This is a genomic window from Pedomonas sp., from assembly GCF_036515995.1.
Lineage (GTDB): Bacteria > Pseudomonadota > Alphaproteobacteria > Sphingomonadales > Sphingomonadaceae > Pedomonas.
The window spans coordinates 1-18,723 of sequence record NZ_DATBUP010000046.1; the positions used below are offsets into that span (position 1 = coordinate 1).

The window sequence follows — 18,723 nt, forward strand, 5'->3', positions numbered from 1 at the left end:
GCCGCCGAAGCCGCCGCCACCCGAACGCTCGCCGAAGCCGCCGCCCGAACGCGGACCGCTGCGGAAACCGCCGCCGCCGCCCGGACGATCGCCGAAGTCACGACGCGGACGCGGAGCCATGGCTTCCGCTTCTTCCGGCGACGGACCGCCGATAACCTTCAGATCTTGTGCAGCAGGCTTGCCCTGGCGCGACATGCCCAGTTCGTATTCGACCTGCTGGCCTTCCACGAGAACCCGCATCCCCGAACGCTCAACCGCGGAAATGTGCACAAAGGCGTCTGCGCCGCCATCGTCCGGCTGGATAAAGCCGTAACCCTTCTCAACATTGAACCACTTCACGGTTCCCGTAGGCATCAGTCTTTCCTTCATTTGGTAGTGCCCGATCTTTCGGGCAGTATTTCCGTACGAAAGAAAGCCCTAGATCCGGCGACTCATTTAGCAGACTTCTGTGTAACGCACCATAGGGAACAGAGTTACATACCGATCTGAATCCACCCCGTTTTTTATGGTCCAGCCTCGTTCCGTAGGGTAAGCTGGCAGCGCGAAGACGTTGAAATAGAAGCCCGGTTTTCGAACCTTTTCGTGTGCCGGGCCTATGGCTTGCCGGGCCGGCTGAGGCCGCCAGTGCTGGTGATACGGCAGATCCCGTTTTTTGGGGGGTGCCGGTCTAGGGAGAGACGATCCATGCGGGAATTCCTGATCCGTATTCTGTGTGTCATTGCGGGCCTGTGGGTCGCAACGCACCTGATTCCCGGTGTGCATATCGATGAGGGCATGACGTTCGTGTGGGCGGCGCTGCTGCTGGTGATCGTAAACGCCCTGATCCGGCCGCTGGCCATTCTGTTCACCCTGCCGCTGACCCTGCTGACCCTTGGGCTGTTCATCTTCGTTATCAATGCAGCCATGTTCGGGCTGGTGGCCGCCATGCTGGACGGCATGAGCGTGAGCGGCTTCTTCTCGGCCCTATTCGGGGCGATCGTGGTGGGTCTGGTCAGCCTCATGGGCATGTCCCTGTTCCGCAGCGACGTGCGCGGCTGAGCCGGGTTCGGCCTGATAGAGTGGAGTGCAACGGATGAAGCGGTTTGGTGCAGCAATGCTGGTCGTCAGTCTCGGGGTCGGCTTCGGGCTGGCCGGATGCGCGACCCCGCGCCAGCAGGTGGCAACCGGCCTCCAGTCCCTGGGCCTGCCGTCCCGTCAGGCCACCTGCATGGCGGACAGCATGGATGACCGGCTGAGCGGCGACCAGATGCGCCGAGTGGCCAAGCTGGTGGGCGGGGCCAACCGGGCGGGCAGCGTGGAGCCGAGCCGCAAGAACCTGCAACGCGCCGTCGACATCATGTTCGACGTGGCGGAGCCGGAGATTGCAACCGCCGCTTCCCGCGCGTTTCTGGCCTGCACGATCCTGGGCGGCTGATCCTTCAGGGCAGGTTGAGCAGCGGGGTTCAGCGGCGCTTCGCCTGCTGGACCAGACGCTCCAGCTCGTTGAGGAAGCGGGAGCGGTCCGCCCCGGTGAAGCTGGCGTTATAGCCGCTGACCGTTCCCATGGCGCGCAGGTCCGCCATCACGTCACGCATGGCCAGCGCCATGCCGATGTTCTGCTTGCTGAACAGCTTGCCGGTGTGGCCGAGGACGGCCGCGCCCTTCTCGAGCGAGCGTGAGGCGAGGGGGATGTCTGACGTGATGACGATGTCTCCCGCCGCCACCTGCTCGACAATCCAGTCATCCGCCGCATCGAACGCGCCGGGCACGGTGACTTCCTTCACCAGCGGGTGGCCGCTGGGGCGGATGCCGCCGTTGGAGACGATGTAGACCTGAAGGCCATGCCGCTCCGCGACGCGAATGACCTCGGCCTTGACCGGGCAGGCATCGGCATCGACGTAGATCTGGGACATAGGGATCTGGGGCATGGCTGTTTCTCCCTCGGGCGCTGACACTCCCGCCGCTTGTGGCACAGCGCGGCGGCGGTGTCCTCCCCCTTGGGGCGGCAAAAGCCGACGGAAGGTATCGACAGGGGCTTGGGGCGGAGTCTAGACGGAAGGCCACTTCAGAGTTGAGGAAAGGGGGGCGTCATGTCGGCAACGCGTCAGACGGATATCGAGCAGGTTCTGCAGGACAAGGCGAGCTTCTCGCACTTCGTGCGGGAGAACATCCGGTTTTCGGACACCGACATGGTGGGCCACGTGAACAACACGGCCTTTGCGGTTTACTGCGAGGCCGGCCGGGTGCACTTCGGCCGCAGCCTGCCGATCGGCGACGATTCCAGCTATGGCGGCGTGCTGGCGCGGGTTGAGATCAACATGCGGGCCGAGGCGCACTTTCCGGGCGTGGTCGAGATCGGCACCGGCGTGGTCAGGGTGGGACAGACCTCCTTCACCCTGGGTCAGGGCCTGTTCGTCGACGGCGCGTGCGTGGCGACGGCGCAGGGCGTGCTGGTGGCGATCGATCCGGAAACCCGCCGTCCGACGCCGCTGGCGGACACGGTGCGCGCCGCGCTGACGGCGCAGCTGCTGCCGGGCCTGACGGGCTGAGCGACGCAATGAGAAAGGCCGGGCGTTGAACCCGGCCTTTCTATTTCAGACTGGCTGACCTGTTTTAAACTGGCTGGGCGTTTCAGCGCGGCCAGTGGCAGACGACGAACTTGTTGCCGTCCAGATCGCGGAAGTAGGCGCCGTAGTAGGTGTCGCCGCGCAGGCCGGGCGCGCCTTCGTCCTTGCCGCCCAGCTCCAGCGCCTTGGCGTGGATCTCATTGACCGCGTCCTGCGACGGGGCATCGAGCGCGATCATCGTGCCGTTGCCGAAGGTGGCGGGCTGGCCGTCGAACGGCTTGTTGATCGTGAGCATGGGCCCGCTGCCGGAACCGTAGAAGTAGGCGCGATCCGTATTGAACAGGACCTTGGCGCCCAGCGGCGCCAGGATGGCATCGTAGAAGCTCTTGGCCTTCTCCAGGTCATTGGTGCCGAGGTTTGCGTAAGCGATCATGTGGTTAGCTCCCCCATTCGGTAATTTGTTCCGGCATAGAGGAGAGGCTGCGGAAGTATCCGTCAAGCTGCCATTTCACACAAGACTGGCAAGGGCGGTACGGCTCACGACTGCTTGCGCGTGCGCTTGCCGTACTTCTGCTGCTTCGACTGCTTGGTGGTGCGGGTGCCGGGGCGTCCGCCGGTGGCGCGACCCTGCACCGAGGCGGACTTGACCTCGACGGGCAGGCCGAGCTCGCTGGCTTCCAGCCGCTTGATCTCGTCGCGCAGGCGGGCGGCCTCCTCGAACTCCAGGTTGGCAGCGGCGTCCTTCATGCGATTCTCGAGATCGGCGATGTAGCCCTTGAGGTTGTGGCCGACGAGGCTGGTGGTTTCCTCGTCTCCCGTGTCGACCGTCAGGTAGTCGTGCTGGGACACGTCCTCGAGCAGATCGTTGATCTGGCGCTTGATGGTCTGCGGGGTGATGCCGTGGGCCTCGTTGTAGGCCACCTGCTTGGCGCGGCGGCGGTCGGTCTCGGCCAGCGCGCGTTCCATCGAGCCGGTCATGCGATCGGCATAGAGGATCACGCGGCCCTCGGCGTTGCGCGCGGCGCGGCCGATGGTCTGGACGAGGGAGGTCTCGGAGCGCAGGAAGCCTTCCTTGTCCGCATCCAGAATCGCGACGAGGCCGCACTCGGGAATGTCCAGGCCCTCGCGCAGCAGGTTGATGCCCACGAGCACGTCGAACACGCCCAGGCGCAGGTCGCGGATGATCTCAATGCGCTCGAGCGTCTCCACGTCCGAGTGCATGTAGCGGACCTTGAGGCCCGATTCGTGCAGGTACTCGGTCAGGTCCTCGGCCATGCGCTTGGTCAGCGTGGTGACGAGGGTGCGGTAGCCGGCCGCGGCGGTCAGCTTGGCCTCGTGGATGACGTTGTCCACCTGATCCTCGACGGGCCGAATCTCGTAGGTGGGATCCACAAGGCCGGTCGGGCGAATGACCTGCTCGACGAAGACGCCGCCGGTGCGCTCCAGCTCCCACGGGCCGGGCGTTGCCGAGACGAAGATGGTCTGCGGGCGCATGGCGTTCCACTCGGTGAACTTGAGCGGGCGGTTGTCGATGCAGGAGGGCAGGCGGAAGCCGTACTCGGCCAGCGTGACCTTGCGGCGGCGGTCTCCCCGTTCCATCGCGCCGATCTGGCCGACGGTGACGTGGCTTTCGTCGATGAACAGCAGGGCGTTGTCCGGCAGGTATTCGAACAGGGTCGGCGGCGGCTCGCCGGGCAGGCGTCCGGTGAGGAAGCGCGAGTAGTTCTCGATGCCCGAGCAGGAGCCGGTGGCGGCGATCATCTCGAGATCAAAGGTGGTGCGCTGCTCCAGCCGCTGGGCCTCCAGCAGCTTGCCTTCGGCGTTCAGCTCCTTCAGCCGCTCGGACAGCTCGAACTTGATGGCCTCGACCGCCTGTTTCATGGTGGGGCCGGGGGTCACGTAGTGGCTGTTGGCGAAGACGCGGACGTGGTCCATCGACGCGACCTTCTTGCCGGTGAGCGGGTCGAACTCGACGATCTCCTCCACCTCGTCCCCGAAGAACTGGATGCGCCAGGCAGCGTCCTCGTAGTGGGCCGGGAAGATTTCGAGTGTATCGCCGCGCACGCGGAAGGTTCCGCGCTGGAAGGCCTGATCGTTGCGCTTGTACTGAAGGGCCACCAGCTTGCGGATCAGCTCGCGCTGGTCGATGGTCTCGCCCTTCGAGATATTGACGATCATGGCCGAGTAGGTCTCGACCGAGCCGATACCGTAGATGCAGGACACCGAGGCGACGATGATCACGTCATCCCGCTCGAGCAGGGCGCGGGTGGCCGAGTGGCGCATCCGGTCGATCTGCTCGTTGATGGAGGATTCCTTCTCGATGTAGACGTCCGTCCGCGGCACGTAGGCCTCGGGCTGGTAGTAGTCGTAATACGAGACGAAATACTCGACCGCGTTCTCGGGGAAGAACGCCTTGAACTCGCCGTAGAGCTGGGCCGCCAGCGTCTTGTTGTGCGCCATGATGAGGGCGGGGCGCTGGAGCTTCTCGATCACCTTGGCCATGGTGAAGGTCTTGCCCGAGCCGGTGACGCCGAGCAGCACCTGATTCTGCTCGCCCTGCGCGGCCTGCTCCACCAGCTCGGCGATGGCTTGCGGCTGGTCGCCCGAAGGCTCGAAGTCCGAGACGAGCTTGAACGGCCTGCCGCCTTCGGCCTTGGGCGGACGCTCCGCCTTGTGGGGCACGAAGGTGCCGCTGGTGTCGATGTCGTCGAGGGTTTTACGGATGACCAGACTGCTCATGGCTGCACTATGCCCTGCACGTCGAGGCGTGCCAAGTTCTCTCTTTGTTCATTTCGACAGCGCCCCGAAGGGCGCTCTGCCTATATGGTGCGCCGACCCGAAAGGTCCATAGACAAAAACGCGTATAAAACTGCTTTCCTACAGGCCCGGCCTCACTTTACGATCAGCTGAAACGTTTGGGGGAGGAAGTGTGATGTCGTTCAAGTTCGGGTTCGCCTGTGCCGCTGCGCTGGGTGTGATGGGTGCGTTCGGCCCGGCGGCCAACGCTGCCGACGAGGCGCTGCGCGCCGATATCGCGAAGGACTACGACGCGCGGCTGAAGGACCTGTTCATTCATTTCCACCAGAACCCGGAGCTGTCCTTCCGTGAGACGAAGACGGCGGCGCGGCTGGCCAAGGAGTTGCGGGCGCTGGGCGTTCAGGTGACCGAGGGCGTGGGCAGGACCGGCGTCGTTGGCGTGCTGAGGAACGGCGAGGGGCCGACTGTGCTCATCCGCGCCGACATGGACGGCCTGCCGGTGGAAGAGAAGTCCGGCCTGCCCTATGCCTCCAAGGTGCGTCAGGTGGATCTGAGCGGTCAGGAGCGCCCGGTGATGCACGCCTGCGGCCATGACGTGCACGTGACGGCGCTGATCGGCACGGCCAAGCAGCTGGTGGCGCGCAAGGACCGGTGGAAGGGCACGGTGGTGTTCGTCGGCCAGCCCGCCGAGGAGACCATCAGCGGTGCGCGGGCCATGCTGGAAGACGGGCTCTATACCCGATTCCCCCGGCCGGACTACGCGCTGGCGTTCCATGTCAGCGCCGATGTTCCCGCCGGCAAGATCGGGCTGGTGCCGGGGCTGACGTCCTCGTCGTCGGACAGCGTCGACATCATCGTGCACGGCGTTGGCGCGCACGGAGCCTCGCCCCACACGGGCAAGGACCCGATCGTGATCGGCGCGCAGATCGTCATGGCGCTGCAAACGCTGGTGAGCCGCGAGATTGCGCCGCTGGACCCGGGCGTGGTGACGGTGGGCGCGTTCCATGCGGGCCACAAGCACAACATCATCTCCGACCGGGCCGAGCTGCAGCTGACCGTGCGCTCCAACGACGAGGCGGTGCGCGCCAAGCTGCTGAACGGCATCAAGCGCATTGCCGAGAACGCGGGCCGCATGGCGGGCCTGCCCGAGGACAAGCTGCCGGAGGTGCGGGTGGGGTTCGAATCGACCCCGACGACCGTGAACGACGCCGCCCTGACCGACCGGGTGCGCGCGGTGCTGGCCGGGCAGTTCGGCAAGGACGTGTTCTTCACGCAGGCCCGGCAGGGCATGGGTGCGGAGGATTTCGCCTACTTCATCCAGACGGATCCGAAGGTGCCGGGCGCCTACTTCGCGGTGGGCGGCACCTCGCAAGCCGTGCTGGACGCGGCGGCGGCGGGCGGGCCGCCGGTGCCCAGCCACCACTCGCCCCTGTTCAAGATCGAGCCGGAGCCTGCGGTGAAGGCAGGGGTGGAGGCCATGACCGTGGCGGCGCTGGATTTGCTGAATGGTGCCAAGCCCAAGGGAGAGACGGGCAATGTCGCAGTTTCCGGACAGTAAGACGCTTGATGCCTACCTGAACCGGATCGGACTGGCCGGTCCGCCAGCGGCAACGGAAGACGGGCTGGCGCAGGTGCACCTGCGCCATGGCGAGGTCATTCCGTTCGAGAACCTGGACATCCTGCTGGGCCGGGGCATCTCGCTGCAACCGGAGGACGTGTTCGAGAAGCTGGTGACGCGCGGCCGTGGCGGCTACTGCTTCGAGCAGAACGGCCTGCTGCTCCGGGCGCTGCTGTCGCTGGGCTTTACGGTCAGACCGCTGCTGGCGAGGGTGTGGGTCGGCGGCATCACCGAGCCGCGGGAGAAGACGCACCAATTGCTGCTGGTGAACATCGGCGGCCGGGAGTGGCTTGCGGACGTGGGATTCGGCACGGCGGGGCCCTGCCTGCCGCTGCCGTTCGAATACGACCGCGTGAGCGAGCAGCCGGGGCGGCGCTATCGCCTGCGGGCGGACGAGGTGTTCGGGAGCATGCTGGAGCGCTCGGTGGCGGGCGGGCCGTGGGAGAAGCTCTACAGCTTCACGCTCGAGCCGTGCTGGCAGGCCGACTTCGAGATGGGCAACCACTATGTCTCGACGCACCCCAAGTCTCCGTTCACGACGCGGGTGGTGTGTTCCATCCAGACGCCGGACGGCTGGCGGGTGCTGGTGAACCACGACCTGACCGAGACGATGGGGGGGACGCCCGAGCACAGCGTGGTTCCGGGAGGATCGGCCTACATGGAGATGCTGCGGGACCGGTTCCGGCTCGATCTGGACGTGCCCTATGAGTCTTTCATGCGTCAGGAGAGCGTCAGCGCGGCCGGGTAAGGGCGCGTGCGCAGCCGCAGCAAATGCAAGGTTTCAGGCTGAGGGAGGCCAGACCATGTCCGGATCGAAGCGGTTGGTGGTTGCGGAGCTTGTGGTTGCGAAGCGGGCTGGTGTTGCAGCGGGCCTTGGCGTGGCCGTTATCTCGGCTATTGCTTTTTCTGGGCCGGTTGCCGCGCAGTCGGTCAAGCCGGGGCTGTGGGAGATGACCATGGCGACCAGGATGGTGGGCGAGGGGATCCCCGACGGGGCCGGCAGCCGCACCATGAAGATGAACCTCTGCATCAAGCCGGAGGACGCCAAGGCCAGCTGGCAGGACATGGCCAAGACCATGCAGCCGGGCGAGGACGGGGACTGCACTGTCTCCGACTTCAAGGCGTCGGGCCAGACCTACTCGTTCACGACCCGCTGCAAGTCCGGCATGTCGGGGCGGATGACGGGCAAGATCACGCCCGAGGCCATGCACCAGACCGGAGACATGGTGTTTGCCGAGGGCGGCTCGACCATGAAGATGAACATCAACAACACGAGCAAATGGATGGGGGCCACCTGTCCGCCGGGAACGCCCGGGGCCAAGTGACCCGGTGCGGCGCTGCGTCGCCTCCGGGTGCTGCGGGGGCGGGTCAGAGACCCGGCTCAGACACCGGGCGCGAACACCCTGCGTCGCATGCGGGGACGGTCTGTCATAGGCCCTTCTGCTGCGTTTTCGTTGAGCCGGGGAAATAGTTCCAGGCAATCGTTCCGGCCCCCCAATTTTTGTTCACAGGGCAAAGCCGCAGAAATCCGTGGTCAAGCCAAATTTGTTTCGCCTTTCGTCTAATCCCCTCTTGCTTCGCACCAAATCTTGGGGTTGATTGCGGGAACACCCCCCACTGGTGGGTGTTTTTCATGATATTGTCACACAGCGTTCTGTGGGTGTTGCGCGAAAACAGGCGCAATTTGCGCGGCTTGCGCCCCTTCAGGCCTGTGTTGTTGAGATTTGATGACCACAAGATCTTGTGCTTGTGGCGCATCGTGTGCGGGACCGGAGGACGGCGAGATGGATTTTGCGAGCAGCGGCAGCGGGCAGACCGAGACGCACGGGGGCCAGATGCACGAGGGTCAGGAAATTTCCAGCACGACCATCATTCCCTGGAAGTTTCCGGTGCAGGTGGATCACACCCGTGACGCCCTGTTGACGGACTTCGGCAAGGAGACGCTGAAGGACCGTTACCTGCTGCCGGGCGAGACCTTCCAGGATCTGTTCGCCCGCGTGGCGGCGGCCTATGCGGATGATGCAGAACACGCCCAGCGCCTCTACGACTACATCTCGCAGCTGTGGTTCATGCCGGCAACGCCGGTGCTGTCCAACGGCGGCACGGGCCGGGGCCTGCCGATCTCCTGCTACCTGAACTCGGTGGACGACAGCCTTGATGGCATCGTCGCCACCTGGAACGAGAACGTGTGGCTGGCCTCGCGCGGCGGCGGCATCGGCACCTACTGGGGCAACGTGCGCGGCATCGGCGAGCCGGTCGGCCTCAACGGCAAGACCTCGGGCATCATTCCGTTCATCCGCGTGATGGACAGCCTGACGCTCGCCATCTCGCAGGGCTCGCTGCGCCGCGGCTCGGCGGCGGTGTACCTGGACGTGTCCCACCCGGAAATCGAGGAGTTCCTCGAGATCCGCAAGACCTCGGGCGACTTCAACCGCAAGGCGCTGAACCTGCACCACGGCGTGCTGATCACCGACGAGTTCATGGAGTGCGTGCGGGACGGCAAGAAGTTCGACCTGCGCAGCCCCAAGGACGGCACCAAGCGCGGCGAGGTGGATGCCCGCGCCCTGTTCCAGAAGCTGGTTGAGGTGCGCCTTGCCACCGGCGAGCCGTACATCGTCTACATCGACACGGTGAACCGCACGCTGGCCGCGCACCAGCGCGAGCTGGGCCTGAAGGTCTCGACCTCCAACCTGTGCTCGGAAATCACGCTGGCCACCGGCCGCGACCACCTGGGCAACGCCCGCACCGCCGTGTGCTGCCTGTCCTCGGTGAACTTCGAGACCTGGGATCAGTGGTCGAAGGACGAGCGCTTCCTCGAGGACGTGATGCGCTTCCTCGACAACGTGCTGCAGGACTTCATCGACCGAGCGCCTGAGACCATGTCCCGCGCCAAGTACGCCGCCGCGCGCGAGCGCTCGGTGGGCCTGGGCGTGATGGGCCTGCACAGCTTCTACCAGGCCCGTGGCATTCCCTTCGAGAGCGCCATGGCCAAGTCGTGGAACCTGAAGATGTTCCGCCACATCAAGGAGCGGGTGGATGCCGCCTCCATGATGCTGGCGATGGAGCGCGGGCCGTGCCCGGACGCCGCCGAAGTGGGCGCGATGGAGCGCTTCAGCCACAAGATGGCGATTGCGCCGACGGCCTCCATCTCGATCATCGCGGGCGGCACCAGCGCCTGCATCGAGCCGGTTCCGGCCAACATCTACACCCACAAGACCCTCTCGGGCTCGTTCGTGGTGCGCAACCCGCACCTCGAGAAGCTGCTGATCGAGAAGGCCAAGAACTCCGAGGCCGTGTGGAACTCCATTCTGGAGAACGGCGGCTCGGTGCAGCACCTGGACTTCCTGACGCCGGACGAGAAGGCCACCTTCCGCACCGCGTTCGAGGTGGACCAGCGCTGGCTGCTGGAGCTGGCCGGTGACCGCACGCCGTACATCTGCCAGGCGGCGAGCCTCAACCTGTTCCTGCCCGCCGACATCGAGAAGTGGGACCTCCTGATGCTGCACTTCCGCGCGTGGGAGATGGGCATCAAGTCGCTCTACTACTGCCGCTCGAAGTCGATCCAGCGCGCCTCGTTCGCAGGCGGCGTGGAGGCGGACAACACGCCGAACCTCCGCCAGATCGAGGTGGAGATGAAAGACTACGACGAGTGCCTGGCGTGCCAGTAAGGCGCTGCCGCTAACGCGTCGACAGCCATCTGGGTCTGACGGGACGACGGGGCAGGGATCATCCGCCCCGCTGTCCACCAGACCCACAAAGTGACACAAAGTGTGAACAAATCCGCCGGGAACGAACCGTTCCACGCGGAAGCCGAGGCCCAGGAGATCAACCATGCCGCTGCTGCAAGCTTCCAAGACCTACAAGCCGTTCGAATATCCCTGGGCCTATGAATTCTGGAAGCGCCAGCAGCAGCTGCACTGGCTGCCGGAAGAAGTACCGCTGGGCGAGGATTGCCGCGACTGGGCGCAGAAGCTGACCGACCACGAGCGCAACCTGCTGACCCAGATCTTCCGCTTCTTCACCCAGGCCGACGTGGAGGTGCAGGACTGCTACCACGAGAAATACGGCCGGGTGTTCAAGCCGACCGAGGTGAAGATGATGCTGGCCGCGTTCTCCAACATGGAGACGATCCACATCGCGGCCTACAGCCACCTGCTCGACACCATCGGCATGCCCGAGACCGAATACGCCGCGTTCCTGCACTATGAGGAGCTGCGCGCGAAGCACGACTACATGGGCAACTTCGGCGTGGACAACGATGGCGACATCCTGCGGACGCTGGCCATGTTCGGCGGCTTTACCGAGGGCCTGCAGCTGTTCGCCTCTTTTGCCATGCTGATGAACTTCCCGCGCTTCAACAAGATGAAGGGCATGGGCCAGATCGTCAGCTGGTCGGTGCGCGACGAGTCGCTGCACTGCGACGGCATCATCAAGCTGTTCCACGCCTTCGCCCAGGAAAGCGGCGCGCTGAACCAGGCCGTGAAGGACGACATCGCCGACTGCTGCCACACCGTGGTGCGGCTGGAAGACGCCTTCATCGACCTCGCCTTCGAGATGGGCCCGGTGCCGGGCATGACCCCGAAGGACATCAAGAAGTACATCCGCTACATCGCCGACTGGCGCCTGAAGCAGCTGGGCATGAAGCCGATCTACATGATCGACGAGCATCCGCTGCCGTGGCTGCAGCCGCTGCTGAACGGCGTGGAGCACGCCAACTTCTTCGAAACCCGCTCCACCGAGTATTCCAAGGCCGCAACCCGCGGCAACTGGAACGAGGTGTGGGACGCGTTCGACAAGCGCAAGTCGGCCCAGGCCCAGACGATGGCAGCCGAATAAGGGGCTGCCGACAGCCGGGGCCGGAAACGGCTTTGCAAGACTGAAGAACGGGGCGCAGCCATGGCTGCGCCCCTTTTTCGTGCCCGTTTCCATGCTGGTTCCGGCGCTGACGCGGGCAGTATCGGGTCATAGCTGGAAGGCAGGAAAGCAGGAAAGGTGGGCAGGGCGGGGCTGCGAAGCGGGGGCGAGCCTAATTCGTCGGAATTTTTAACAAAAGTGAATTGGGATGTTTATGGCAACAATCGGAAAAGGCCGCGCCGTCAAATGGTTGTGAAGACAAGGGAATTATGGAATGAAAGTTGCATAACTCCTGAAGGTTTCAAACTGAAACAACGGTGCGGTTTATCCGGTGTTCCCAAGTGTTTCGGCCAAGGTCGGGGGGGTCAGGCTCACCAGCTCCAACCGTGACGTCTCGCCGGGCTGCCGCGCCAGAGAAAAGCAACCGGGGAGATTTCACGTGAACAATCCATTCCCTGCACTCGCAAAGGCCGGCGCTCTGGCCGCCGCCTTGCTGCTTCCGGCGCTGCCCGCCAGCGCCACACCCTATTCGGACATCGTCGTCTTTGGCGACAGTCTGGTCGATGCGGGGAATATCAGCCTCGTCAGTCCGGGCACGCCGCCGGCCGGGCTGGGCTATTACAACGGCCGCTTCTCCAATGGCCCGCTTTATACCGACCTGCTGTATCAGGCCAGCTACGGCACCTACATGACGCCTTCGCTGGCGGGCGGCTCCAACTTCGCCTTCGGCGGCGCGCGGGCCATCGACAACAGCGGCTTCTCCGCCGGCGCGGACGCCATTCCGGATCTGGGCGCCCAGATCGACATGTTCGCGGCCCGCACCGGCGGCACGGCGGACAACAGCGCGCTCTACATCATCAACGTAATGGGCAACGACGTCTTTGCCCTCATGCGCAACGACATCGACGGCATGGAGCCCGCCGCCTACGCCGGCGCCGTGGCCGGTGCGGTCGCCGAGCAGATCCAGCGCCTGCATGACATGGGTGCGCGGAACATCCTGGTGACCGGCGTGCCCAACGCGGACATCAGCGAAGCCTTCCTGCTCCAGCAGCTGCTGGACGATGCGCTGGACGGGCTGACGCTGGAGAGCGACCTGATGCTCTACAGCTATCTCGACCTGTTCACCCGCATTCTTTCGGACCCCACAAGCGTCGGCCTGCCGGCGGACATCGACTTCACCTCGAACTGCCTTGCGGGCGAAACCCCGTCGCCGGACATGGACTGCACCGGCTACTTCTTCTTCGACCAGACCCACCCGAGCGCCGCGGTTCATGAGGTGATCGCGCGGGAAGTGGCGCGGCTGGTCGGCATCACCCAGGTGAGCGAACCGGCGGCCGTGGCGCTGCTCGGCTTCGGCCTGGTGGCGGCGGCGCTGGCACGCCGGCGGCGGCAAGCCGGGGCCTGAGCCCCAACGGCCAGAACCCCAGCAGGCGGTGGCCCCGGCGTTCAGAACCGGGGCCGCGCTGCACCCGTTCCAATCTACGACCATGGGCCGATTGACGACCGGAACAAAACAGGGTCAAATAGGCCTTGTTGATGCAGGGTCGTGATTGGGGGAGAGGGTGCGATGGGGCAGGCGTTCGGGGATAGCGGGAACAGGGAAGCCCGCAATGCAGTGTATGCAGTGCGAGAATTCTGCCTTGCCGCCCGGCAGGTGCTTGCCCGCCTGATGGTGCTGGTCGCGGCGCTGTGCGGGGTCACCGGCGAGGCTCTGGCTCAGGCGGCCGCGCCCACCAGCCCCATCACTCCTGCCAAGCCCGTCACCATGGCGGACATCCTTGCCGCCAGCCCGGCGGCGGACTGGCGTCCGCTCGACCCCGAGAACACGCTGTACCTCGATCTGGAGACGCCGGATCGGGAGGCCGGTCGCGTGGTGATCGAACTCGCCCCCGGCTTTGCGCCCCGTCATGTGGAGGCTATCCGCTCGATCGCACGGGCAGGGGCCGTTGCGCCGACCGTCAACCGGGTGCAAGACAATTTCGTCACCCAGTGGCAGCTGACCACGGCCGAAATGCCTGCGCTGAAGGCCGAATTCACCCGCAAGGCCGGGGCGGACCTGCGCTTCACGCCTCTGCCGGATCGGGACGCCTATGCCCCCGAGGTCGGCTTTGTCGATGGCTTCCCGGCGGCCCGTGACCGCCAAGCCGGCGCGGCGTGGCTGGTGCACTGCTACGGTATGGTCGCCGTCGGCCGGGAGAACGCGGCGAACTCCGGCAACGGGGCGGAGCTGTACACCGTCATCGGCCAGGCCCCGCGCCAGCTGGACCGCAACATGACCGTCGTCGGCCGCATCGTCTCCGGCGTCGACCTGCTCTCTGCCCTGCCGCGCGGCAAGGGCGCCATGGGCTTCTACAAAGTGCCGCAGTCGCCCATAAACATACGAGCCGTGCGCCTTGCCGCTGACATGCCTGCCGCCGAGCGGGAGGCGCTGGAAGTGCTGCGCACGGACTCGGCCACCTTCAAGGCGCTCGTCGAGGCCCGGCGCAACCGCCACGATGCCTTCTATCATGTGCCCGCCAACGCCATCGACATCTGCAACGTGCCCCTGCCGGTGCGGGAGGGGCGCTGACTTGGAAAAACTTCAGCAGGCCTCGCGACTGAGGCTGCAGGATGCAGCAGCCCACTGGCTGGTCTTTAGTTCGCTCGGAGCAGGCACCTTGTTAAAGGCGCTTGCGAACTCCCGACGAGTTGCGAGTTCCAGTGATCCGCTGAGCGACAGGTGACCGCCATTTCCGTAGAAGTAACGTGTGCCTTCGCCGACTTGGCACCGGCCAGTTGCACATAATGCTTCCGTCAAATCAACTAGATGAAAATCTGGCTGCTTCTGGCCTAATGCGGAAAGTCTCTGCAGAAAGCTTGCGACAGTGAGGCTTTCCGGCGACCGCTTGGTCAACTCGAAATTGCAAGCATCAACCTGACTGGAAAAGTGAATTTCCTTGCGCGCACAGTCGCCTGCCTTGCCGTAGGCAGGCCAGGGGGGCGGAGAGATCCAGTAGACGGTCAAGCCGCGCTTTCCGAGCATGTCCAAAGTATTTCCGATTCTCGTGAGCAATTCATCGGCGGTTAGTACACCGAGGCTCGCCCCATCCGCTGCCTGAACCGGCGTATGAAAGAGATTGGCCAGCTGTGTGGAAATGATCACCGTATTGATGGACGGATTCCGGTTTAGCACCTCAACTAGCTTGTCGTTGAATTGTATGCACTGTTGCGCCCATTCGCGGGTCTGGCCCGGTGCCATTTGTGCGATGCCCCTGACTGGGTTGCAGGCACTTTTAGTATACTGGGCCACACCTTCAGTTTGGAAAAGGGCGGTCACAGCAGGCACGGAGTGCATCGCATAACTGTCGCCCCATACCAAAATATGCGGAGTGGGTGCAGTGGTGCATCCTTCAAGACTCGAAGATTCGCAGTTGCTAGCGAGCCCTCGGACATTAACTGCATTTTCCTTGTCCGCTGGCAGAAACAGAGGCCGTCCGTAAAGCGAGGCGAAAGAGACGCCTGCAACGATAGCCGTCAATGTGGCCCATCGCACTAGAGGCCGCCAATCGCCGCGCATAGAGCCGGCTGGCCTTCGTGCAGGAGTTTCGACGTATCTCCACGAAAGATAGGCGAGGGGGAGCGTTAAAAGTGCAAGCGAAACCATAAGCCATAGGGGCGGTTCGTGCAGCAGACGGGCGCGGGCAAATGCCAGCAGGGGCTGGTGCCATAAATAAAGGCTATAGCTGAGCAGGCCAATTCCAACGAATGGCCGCATCGACAAAAACTTGCCGGTTAACGACTCGCGCGATGCATACAGTAGAATCAGACAGGTGCCGACGACCGGCAATGCAGCATAAACTGAAGGAAAGGGAACGGATTCATCGTAAAAAAATACGCTGACGAGGACCATGGCCAAACCAAGAGTAGCAAGCACTCCATTGCTGCGATGATTCGGCGATGCATAAATCCAGGCGCTTAACGCCCCAAGCAGCAGTTCCCAAGCTCGAAATGGGGCGAGATAAAAGTTTGTACTTGGTGCGTTTCGCCAGCCCCACTCGCTGGCGACCAAGCTAGCTGCCGCCAGAAGCGCGATGACAGAAATCCAAAAATTTCGTCGATTTCGCAGTAACGGCCAAAGTAGAGCGATCAAAACAGGGAAGACTATGTAGAACTGCTCTTCGACCGCCAGGCTCCAAGTATGGAGCATGGGCTTCTCCTCGGCCTCAGCTGCAAAATAATCGCTTTCTTTCCAAAAAAGGAGATTGGACGCAAAAAAAGCTAAGGCAAATGTGCTCTGAAAAAAATCGTTAAACTTCAGATGCGGAAGCCAGAGCCATGCAATAGGCATGGAAACAGCAGTTACAAGGAACAGAGCTGGCAGGATCCTGCGGGCACGCCTGACATAGAAATCTATGAAAGAGAAACGGCCTTCTTCCATTTCTCGCAAGAGAATGGAGGTGATCAGGAAGCCTGAAATGGCAAAAAAGACATCTACGCCAACAAATCCACCAGTAAATCCGGGAACACCTGCGTGAAACAGAATGACCGGAACGACTGCAAAGGACCTCAGTCCATCTACTTCTGGGCGGTATTTCAAATGAGCCTCGTGCTTCGCCAGTTCCGAGGAAAACGGCAAACTAGGCCGGTGCCCCTAAGAGTCAAGGACGCACGTTTCCAAGGAACTAATGTAAATAGACCATTTAAAATCAACGATCGCCGTAGCGGCTGAGGTCGTTCTTCTGAGTCGAAATACTGCAGCATTAAAAGGGCTGCTCTTGTAGCCCAAGCCCGCTGCGTGTCGTCTAACGGTCTGTCTTGGAAAGGTTCTTCCGGATCGATGCCCTCAGGGAGAGGGAGAGAGTTGGTTGCCCCGCAAGGATTCGAACCTCGATTAACGGAGTCAGAGTCCGCTGTCTTGCCGTTAGACGACGGGGCAACGTCGTGTCCGGGGCCGTGCTAATATGTCAGGAGAACTGGGGTGTCAACGGCCATGATCAACTTTTTGAACTTTTTCGTCAGAACCTTGCGGGCAGATGCCTTGTACCGCCGGGATGCGATTGTTAGGTTACGGGCAAGTAAACCGTATTGCTGCGGTTCAGAGCTTCTGTTTGAAGGCGACGATCATGCCAAATACCGTGGCGGCCAGTTCCGTTGCGTCAGCCCCCTATACGGCGGACCCCTGTACGTCCAACGACGAGACCGCCGAGCCAGCCGGATTGCACATCGAAGACGACACCCCCATCCGCGCGGCCAGCACCAACCGAATCTACGCGGCGCTCGATCTGGGCACCAACAACTGCCGCCTGCTGGTGGCCAAGCCGGTGCGGACCGGCTTTCAGGTCATCGACGCCTTCTCGCGCATCGTGCGGCTGGGCGAGGGACTGGCAAGCTCGGGCCGCCTGTCGGACGCGGCGCAGCGCCGGGCCATCTCGGCCCTCAAGGTGTGCGCGGACAAGGTGAAGCGCCGCAAGGTGCACATGATGCGCCACGTGGCGACGGAAGCCTGCCGCCGGGCGGACAACACGCAGGAGTTCGTCTCGCGCGTGTTTGCCGAAACCGGCCTCGCGCTGGACGTGGTCTCGCCGGAGGAGGAGGCGCGGCTGGCCATGCTCGGCTGCCAGGCCCTGCTGCCGCGCTCGGCCAACTACGGGCTGGTGTTCGACATCGGCGGCGGCTCGACCGAACTCATTCTGGTGCGCAACCGCCCGCGCGGCATCAGCGAGATCATGGCGTGGACCAGCGTGCCCTGGGGCGTGGTCTCGCTGGCGGACGCCTACGGCGACGTGACGCTGGATTCGGTGGAATATGGCGAGATGAAAGCCATGCTGACGGCGCACCTGTCCGCGTTCGAGGACCGGGCCCGGGTCAGCCAGCGGGTGAAGGAAGGGCGGCTGTGCATGCTGGGCACCTCCGGCACGGTCACCACACTGGCGAGCCTCCACCTCAAGCTGCCGTTCTACGACCGCCGCCAAGTGGATGGTTGCTGGGTGCCGTCCAGTTCGCTACGCACACTCTCGCAGGAACTGTTCGGCCTGACGGTCGAGGAGCGGGCGGCATTGCCGTGTATCGGCCCGGAGCGGGCGGACCTGATGCTGGCCGGTTGCGCCATCATCGAGGCCATTCTGGAATTCTGGCCGGTCGAGCAGGTGCGCGTGGCAGACCGGGGTATCCGGGAAGGCATCCTGCGCGTTTTGATGCAGCGTGATGGAATTTCGTTATGAGCGGGCGAGGCGGTGGAATCAGCGGTCGGTCCCAGGGCGGCAAGACCCGGGTCAAGACCGGGCGCGGCCGGAGCACCTCGTCGGTGCGCTGGCTTGAACGCCAGTTGAACGATCCTTATGTGAAAGCGGCCAAGGCGGCGGGCTACCGGTCCCGCGCCGCGTTCAAGCTGAAGGAACTGGATGAGCGCTTCGATCTGCTGAAGGACGCGACCCGGGTGGTGGATCTGGGCTGCGCGCCGGGCGGCTGGTGCCAGATCGTGAAGGAGCGCCGACCCAAGGCGCGCGTCGTCGGCGTCGATATTCTGGAGGTTGAACCGCTGCCGGGCGTTGACCTGATCATGGGAGACATCCGGGACGAGGCAACGGCCGAGCACATCCGCACCCTGCTGGACGGCCGGGCGGATCTGGTGATCTCGGACATGGCGGCCAACACGGTGGGCCACAAGCAGACGGACCACCTGCGCACCATGGGCCTGATCGAGGCCGGTCTGGAAATGGCGTTGGAGATTCTGGAGCCGGGCGGCACCTTCGTTGCCAAGGTTCTGGCCGGCGGCGCCGATTCCCAGTTGCTGATGCGGTTGAAACAACGTTTCAAGACCGTGAAACATGCCAAGCCTCCCGCCAGCCGGAAGGACTCTTCCGAATGGTACGTGATCGCACAGGATTTTCGCCCGGAAACTGCGGGCTAACCATAGCATTTTAAATTTGGGGATGGCATATAGCCCCACTTCCCCGCCCCCGAAGCTAC

17 protein-coding genes and 1 tRNA gene are annotated in these 18,723 nt (G+C 63.7%); 12 read left to right on the forward strand and 6 right to left on the reverse strand.

The features are described 5' to 3' along the window. Positions 1-354: cold-shock protein (locus VIG90_RS03865; protein ID WP_331592127.1), on the reverse strand; the 354-nt coding region annotated here is incomplete at its 3' end. 330 nt (positions 355-684) lie between these two features. On the opposite strand from VIG90_RS03865, the gene VIG90_RS03870 reads away from it, so the two are divergent. Further along, positions 685-1,038, forward strand: coding sequence for a phage holin family protein (locus VIG90_RS03870; protein ID WP_331592128.1), 354 nt, complete (start codon positions 685-687; stop codon positions 1,036-1,038). 34 nt (positions 1,039-1,072) lie between these two features. Beyond that, the gene (locus VIG90_RS03875) at positions 1,073-1,414 is read left to right on the forward strand and encodes a hypothetical protein (protein WP_331592129.1); all 342 of its coding nucleotides are present in this window, start codon (positions 1,073-1,075) and stop codon (positions 1,412-1,414) included. A gap of 28 nt (positions 1,415-1,442) precedes the next feature. Here VIG90_RS03875 and VIG90_RS03880 read toward each other — a convergent pair whose 3' ends face one another. Continuing rightward, the gene (locus VIG90_RS03880; RefSeq protein ID WP_331592130.1) at positions 1,443-1,907 is read right to left on the reverse strand and encodes a YaiI/YqxD family protein; all 465 of its coding nucleotides are present in this window, start codon (positions 1,905-1,907) and stop codon (positions 1,443-1,445) included. Positions 1,908-2,069: 162 nt separating this feature from the next. On the opposite strand from VIG90_RS03880, the gene VIG90_RS03885 reads away from it, so the two are divergent. Then, a complete protein-coding gene (locus tag VIG90_RS03885; protein ID WP_331592131.1) occupies positions 2,070-2,528 on the forward strand; it encodes a thioesterase family protein in 459 nt (152 codons plus the stop codon). 82 nt (positions 2,529-2,610) lie between these two features. Here VIG90_RS03885 and VIG90_RS03890 read toward each other — a convergent pair whose 3' ends face one another. Further along, a complete protein-coding gene (locus VIG90_RS03890; RefSeq protein ID WP_331592132.1) occupies positions 2,611-2,979 on the reverse strand; it encodes a VOC family protein in 369 nt (122 codons plus the stop codon). A 104-nt stretch (positions 2,980-3,083) separates the two neighbouring features. Further along, positions 3,084-5,285, reverse strand: a complete 2,202-nt coding sequence (gene uvrB / locus VIG90_RS03895) for an excinuclease ABC subunit UvrB (protein ID WP_331592133.1) — start codon at positions 5,283-5,285, stop codon at positions 3,084-3,086. Positions 5,286-5,478: 193 nt separating this feature from the next. Between uvrB and VIG90_RS03900 the strand changes: the two genes are divergently transcribed. The 7 genes from VIG90_RS03900 (at position 5,479) to VIG90_RS03930 (ending at position 14,344) form a co-directional block, all read left to right on the forward strand. Next, positions 5,479-6,861 carry an amidohydrolase gene (locus VIG90_RS03900; RefSeq protein WP_331592134.1) on the forward strand — a complete coding sequence of 461 codons (1,383 nt, stop codon included), beginning with the start codon at positions 5,479-5,481 and terminating at the stop codon, positions 6,859-6,861. After that, positions 6,839-7,669 carry an arylamine N-acetyltransferase family protein gene (locus VIG90_RS03905; protein WP_331592135.1) on the forward strand — a complete coding sequence of 277 codons (831 nt, stop codon included), beginning with the start codon at positions 6,839-6,841 and terminating at the stop codon, positions 7,667-7,669. Before VIG90_RS03900 ends, VIG90_RS03905 begins: the two co-directional genes overlap by 23 nt. A 55-nt stretch (positions 7,670-7,724) precedes the next feature. Beyond that, positions 7,725-8,246, forward strand: coding sequence for a DUF3617 domain-containing protein (locus VIG90_RS03910; RefSeq protein ID WP_331592136.1), 522 nt, complete (start codon positions 7,725-7,727; stop codon positions 8,244-8,246). Positions 8,247-8,756: 510 nt separating this feature from the next. Next, on the forward strand, positions 8,757-10,589 hold the full coding sequence (locus VIG90_RS03915; RefSeq protein WP_331592151.1) for a ribonucleoside-diphosphate reductase subunit alpha: 1,833 nt from the start codon (positions 8,757-8,759) through the stop codon (positions 10,587-10,589). 163 nt (positions 10,590-10,752) lie between these two features. Further along, positions 10,753-11,757 carry a ribonucleotide-diphosphate reductase subunit beta gene (locus tag VIG90_RS03920; RefSeq protein ID WP_331592137.1) on the forward strand — a complete coding sequence of 335 codons (1,005 nt, stop codon included), beginning with the start codon at positions 10,753-10,755 and terminating at the stop codon, positions 11,755-11,757. 457 nt (positions 11,758-12,214) lie between these two features. Beyond that, positions 12,215-13,180: an SGNH/GDSL hydrolase family protein gene (locus tag VIG90_RS03925; protein ID WP_331592138.1), complete on the forward strand. Its 966-nt coding sequence runs from the start codon at positions 12,215-12,217 to the stop codon at positions 13,178-13,180. Positions 13,181-13,342: 162 nt separating this feature from the next. Beyond that, on the forward strand, positions 13,343-14,344 hold the full coding sequence (locus tag VIG90_RS03930) for a peptidylprolyl isomerase (RefSeq protein ID WP_331592139.1): 1,002 nt from the start codon (positions 13,343-13,345) through the stop codon (positions 14,342-14,344). 12 nt (positions 14,345-14,356) lie between these two features. Here the strand turns inward: VIG90_RS03930 and VIG90_RS03935 are convergent, their stop codons facing one another. Further along, positions 14,357-16,351: an acyltransferase family protein gene (locus tag VIG90_RS03935; RefSeq protein ID WP_331592140.1), complete on the reverse strand. Its 1,995-nt coding sequence runs from the start codon at positions 16,349-16,351 to the stop codon at positions 14,357-14,359. Between the two features lie 265 nt (positions 16,352-16,616). Further along, positions 16,617-16,690 (reverse strand) — tRNA-Gln (locus tag VIG90_RS03940). Positions 16,691-16,877: 187 nt separating this feature from the next. Here VIG90_RS03940 and VIG90_RS03945 point away from each other — a divergent pair. Together VIG90_RS03945 and VIG90_RS03950 are read left to right on the forward strand one after the other, a co-directional pair. Continuing rightward, entirely contained in the window at positions 16,878-17,975 is a 1,098-nt protein-coding gene (locus tag VIG90_RS03945) for a Ppx/GppA phosphatase family protein (protein ID WP_331592141.1), read from the forward strand. Then, the gene (locus VIG90_RS03950; protein ID WP_331592142.1) at positions 17,972-18,664 is read left to right on the forward strand and encodes an RlmE family RNA methyltransferase; all 693 of its coding nucleotides are present in this window, start codon (positions 17,972-17,974) and stop codon (positions 18,662-18,664) included. The genes VIG90_RS03945 and VIG90_RS03950 overlap by 4 nt, the downstream gene beginning before the upstream one ends. Positions 18,665-18,723: the final 59 nt, after the last annotated feature.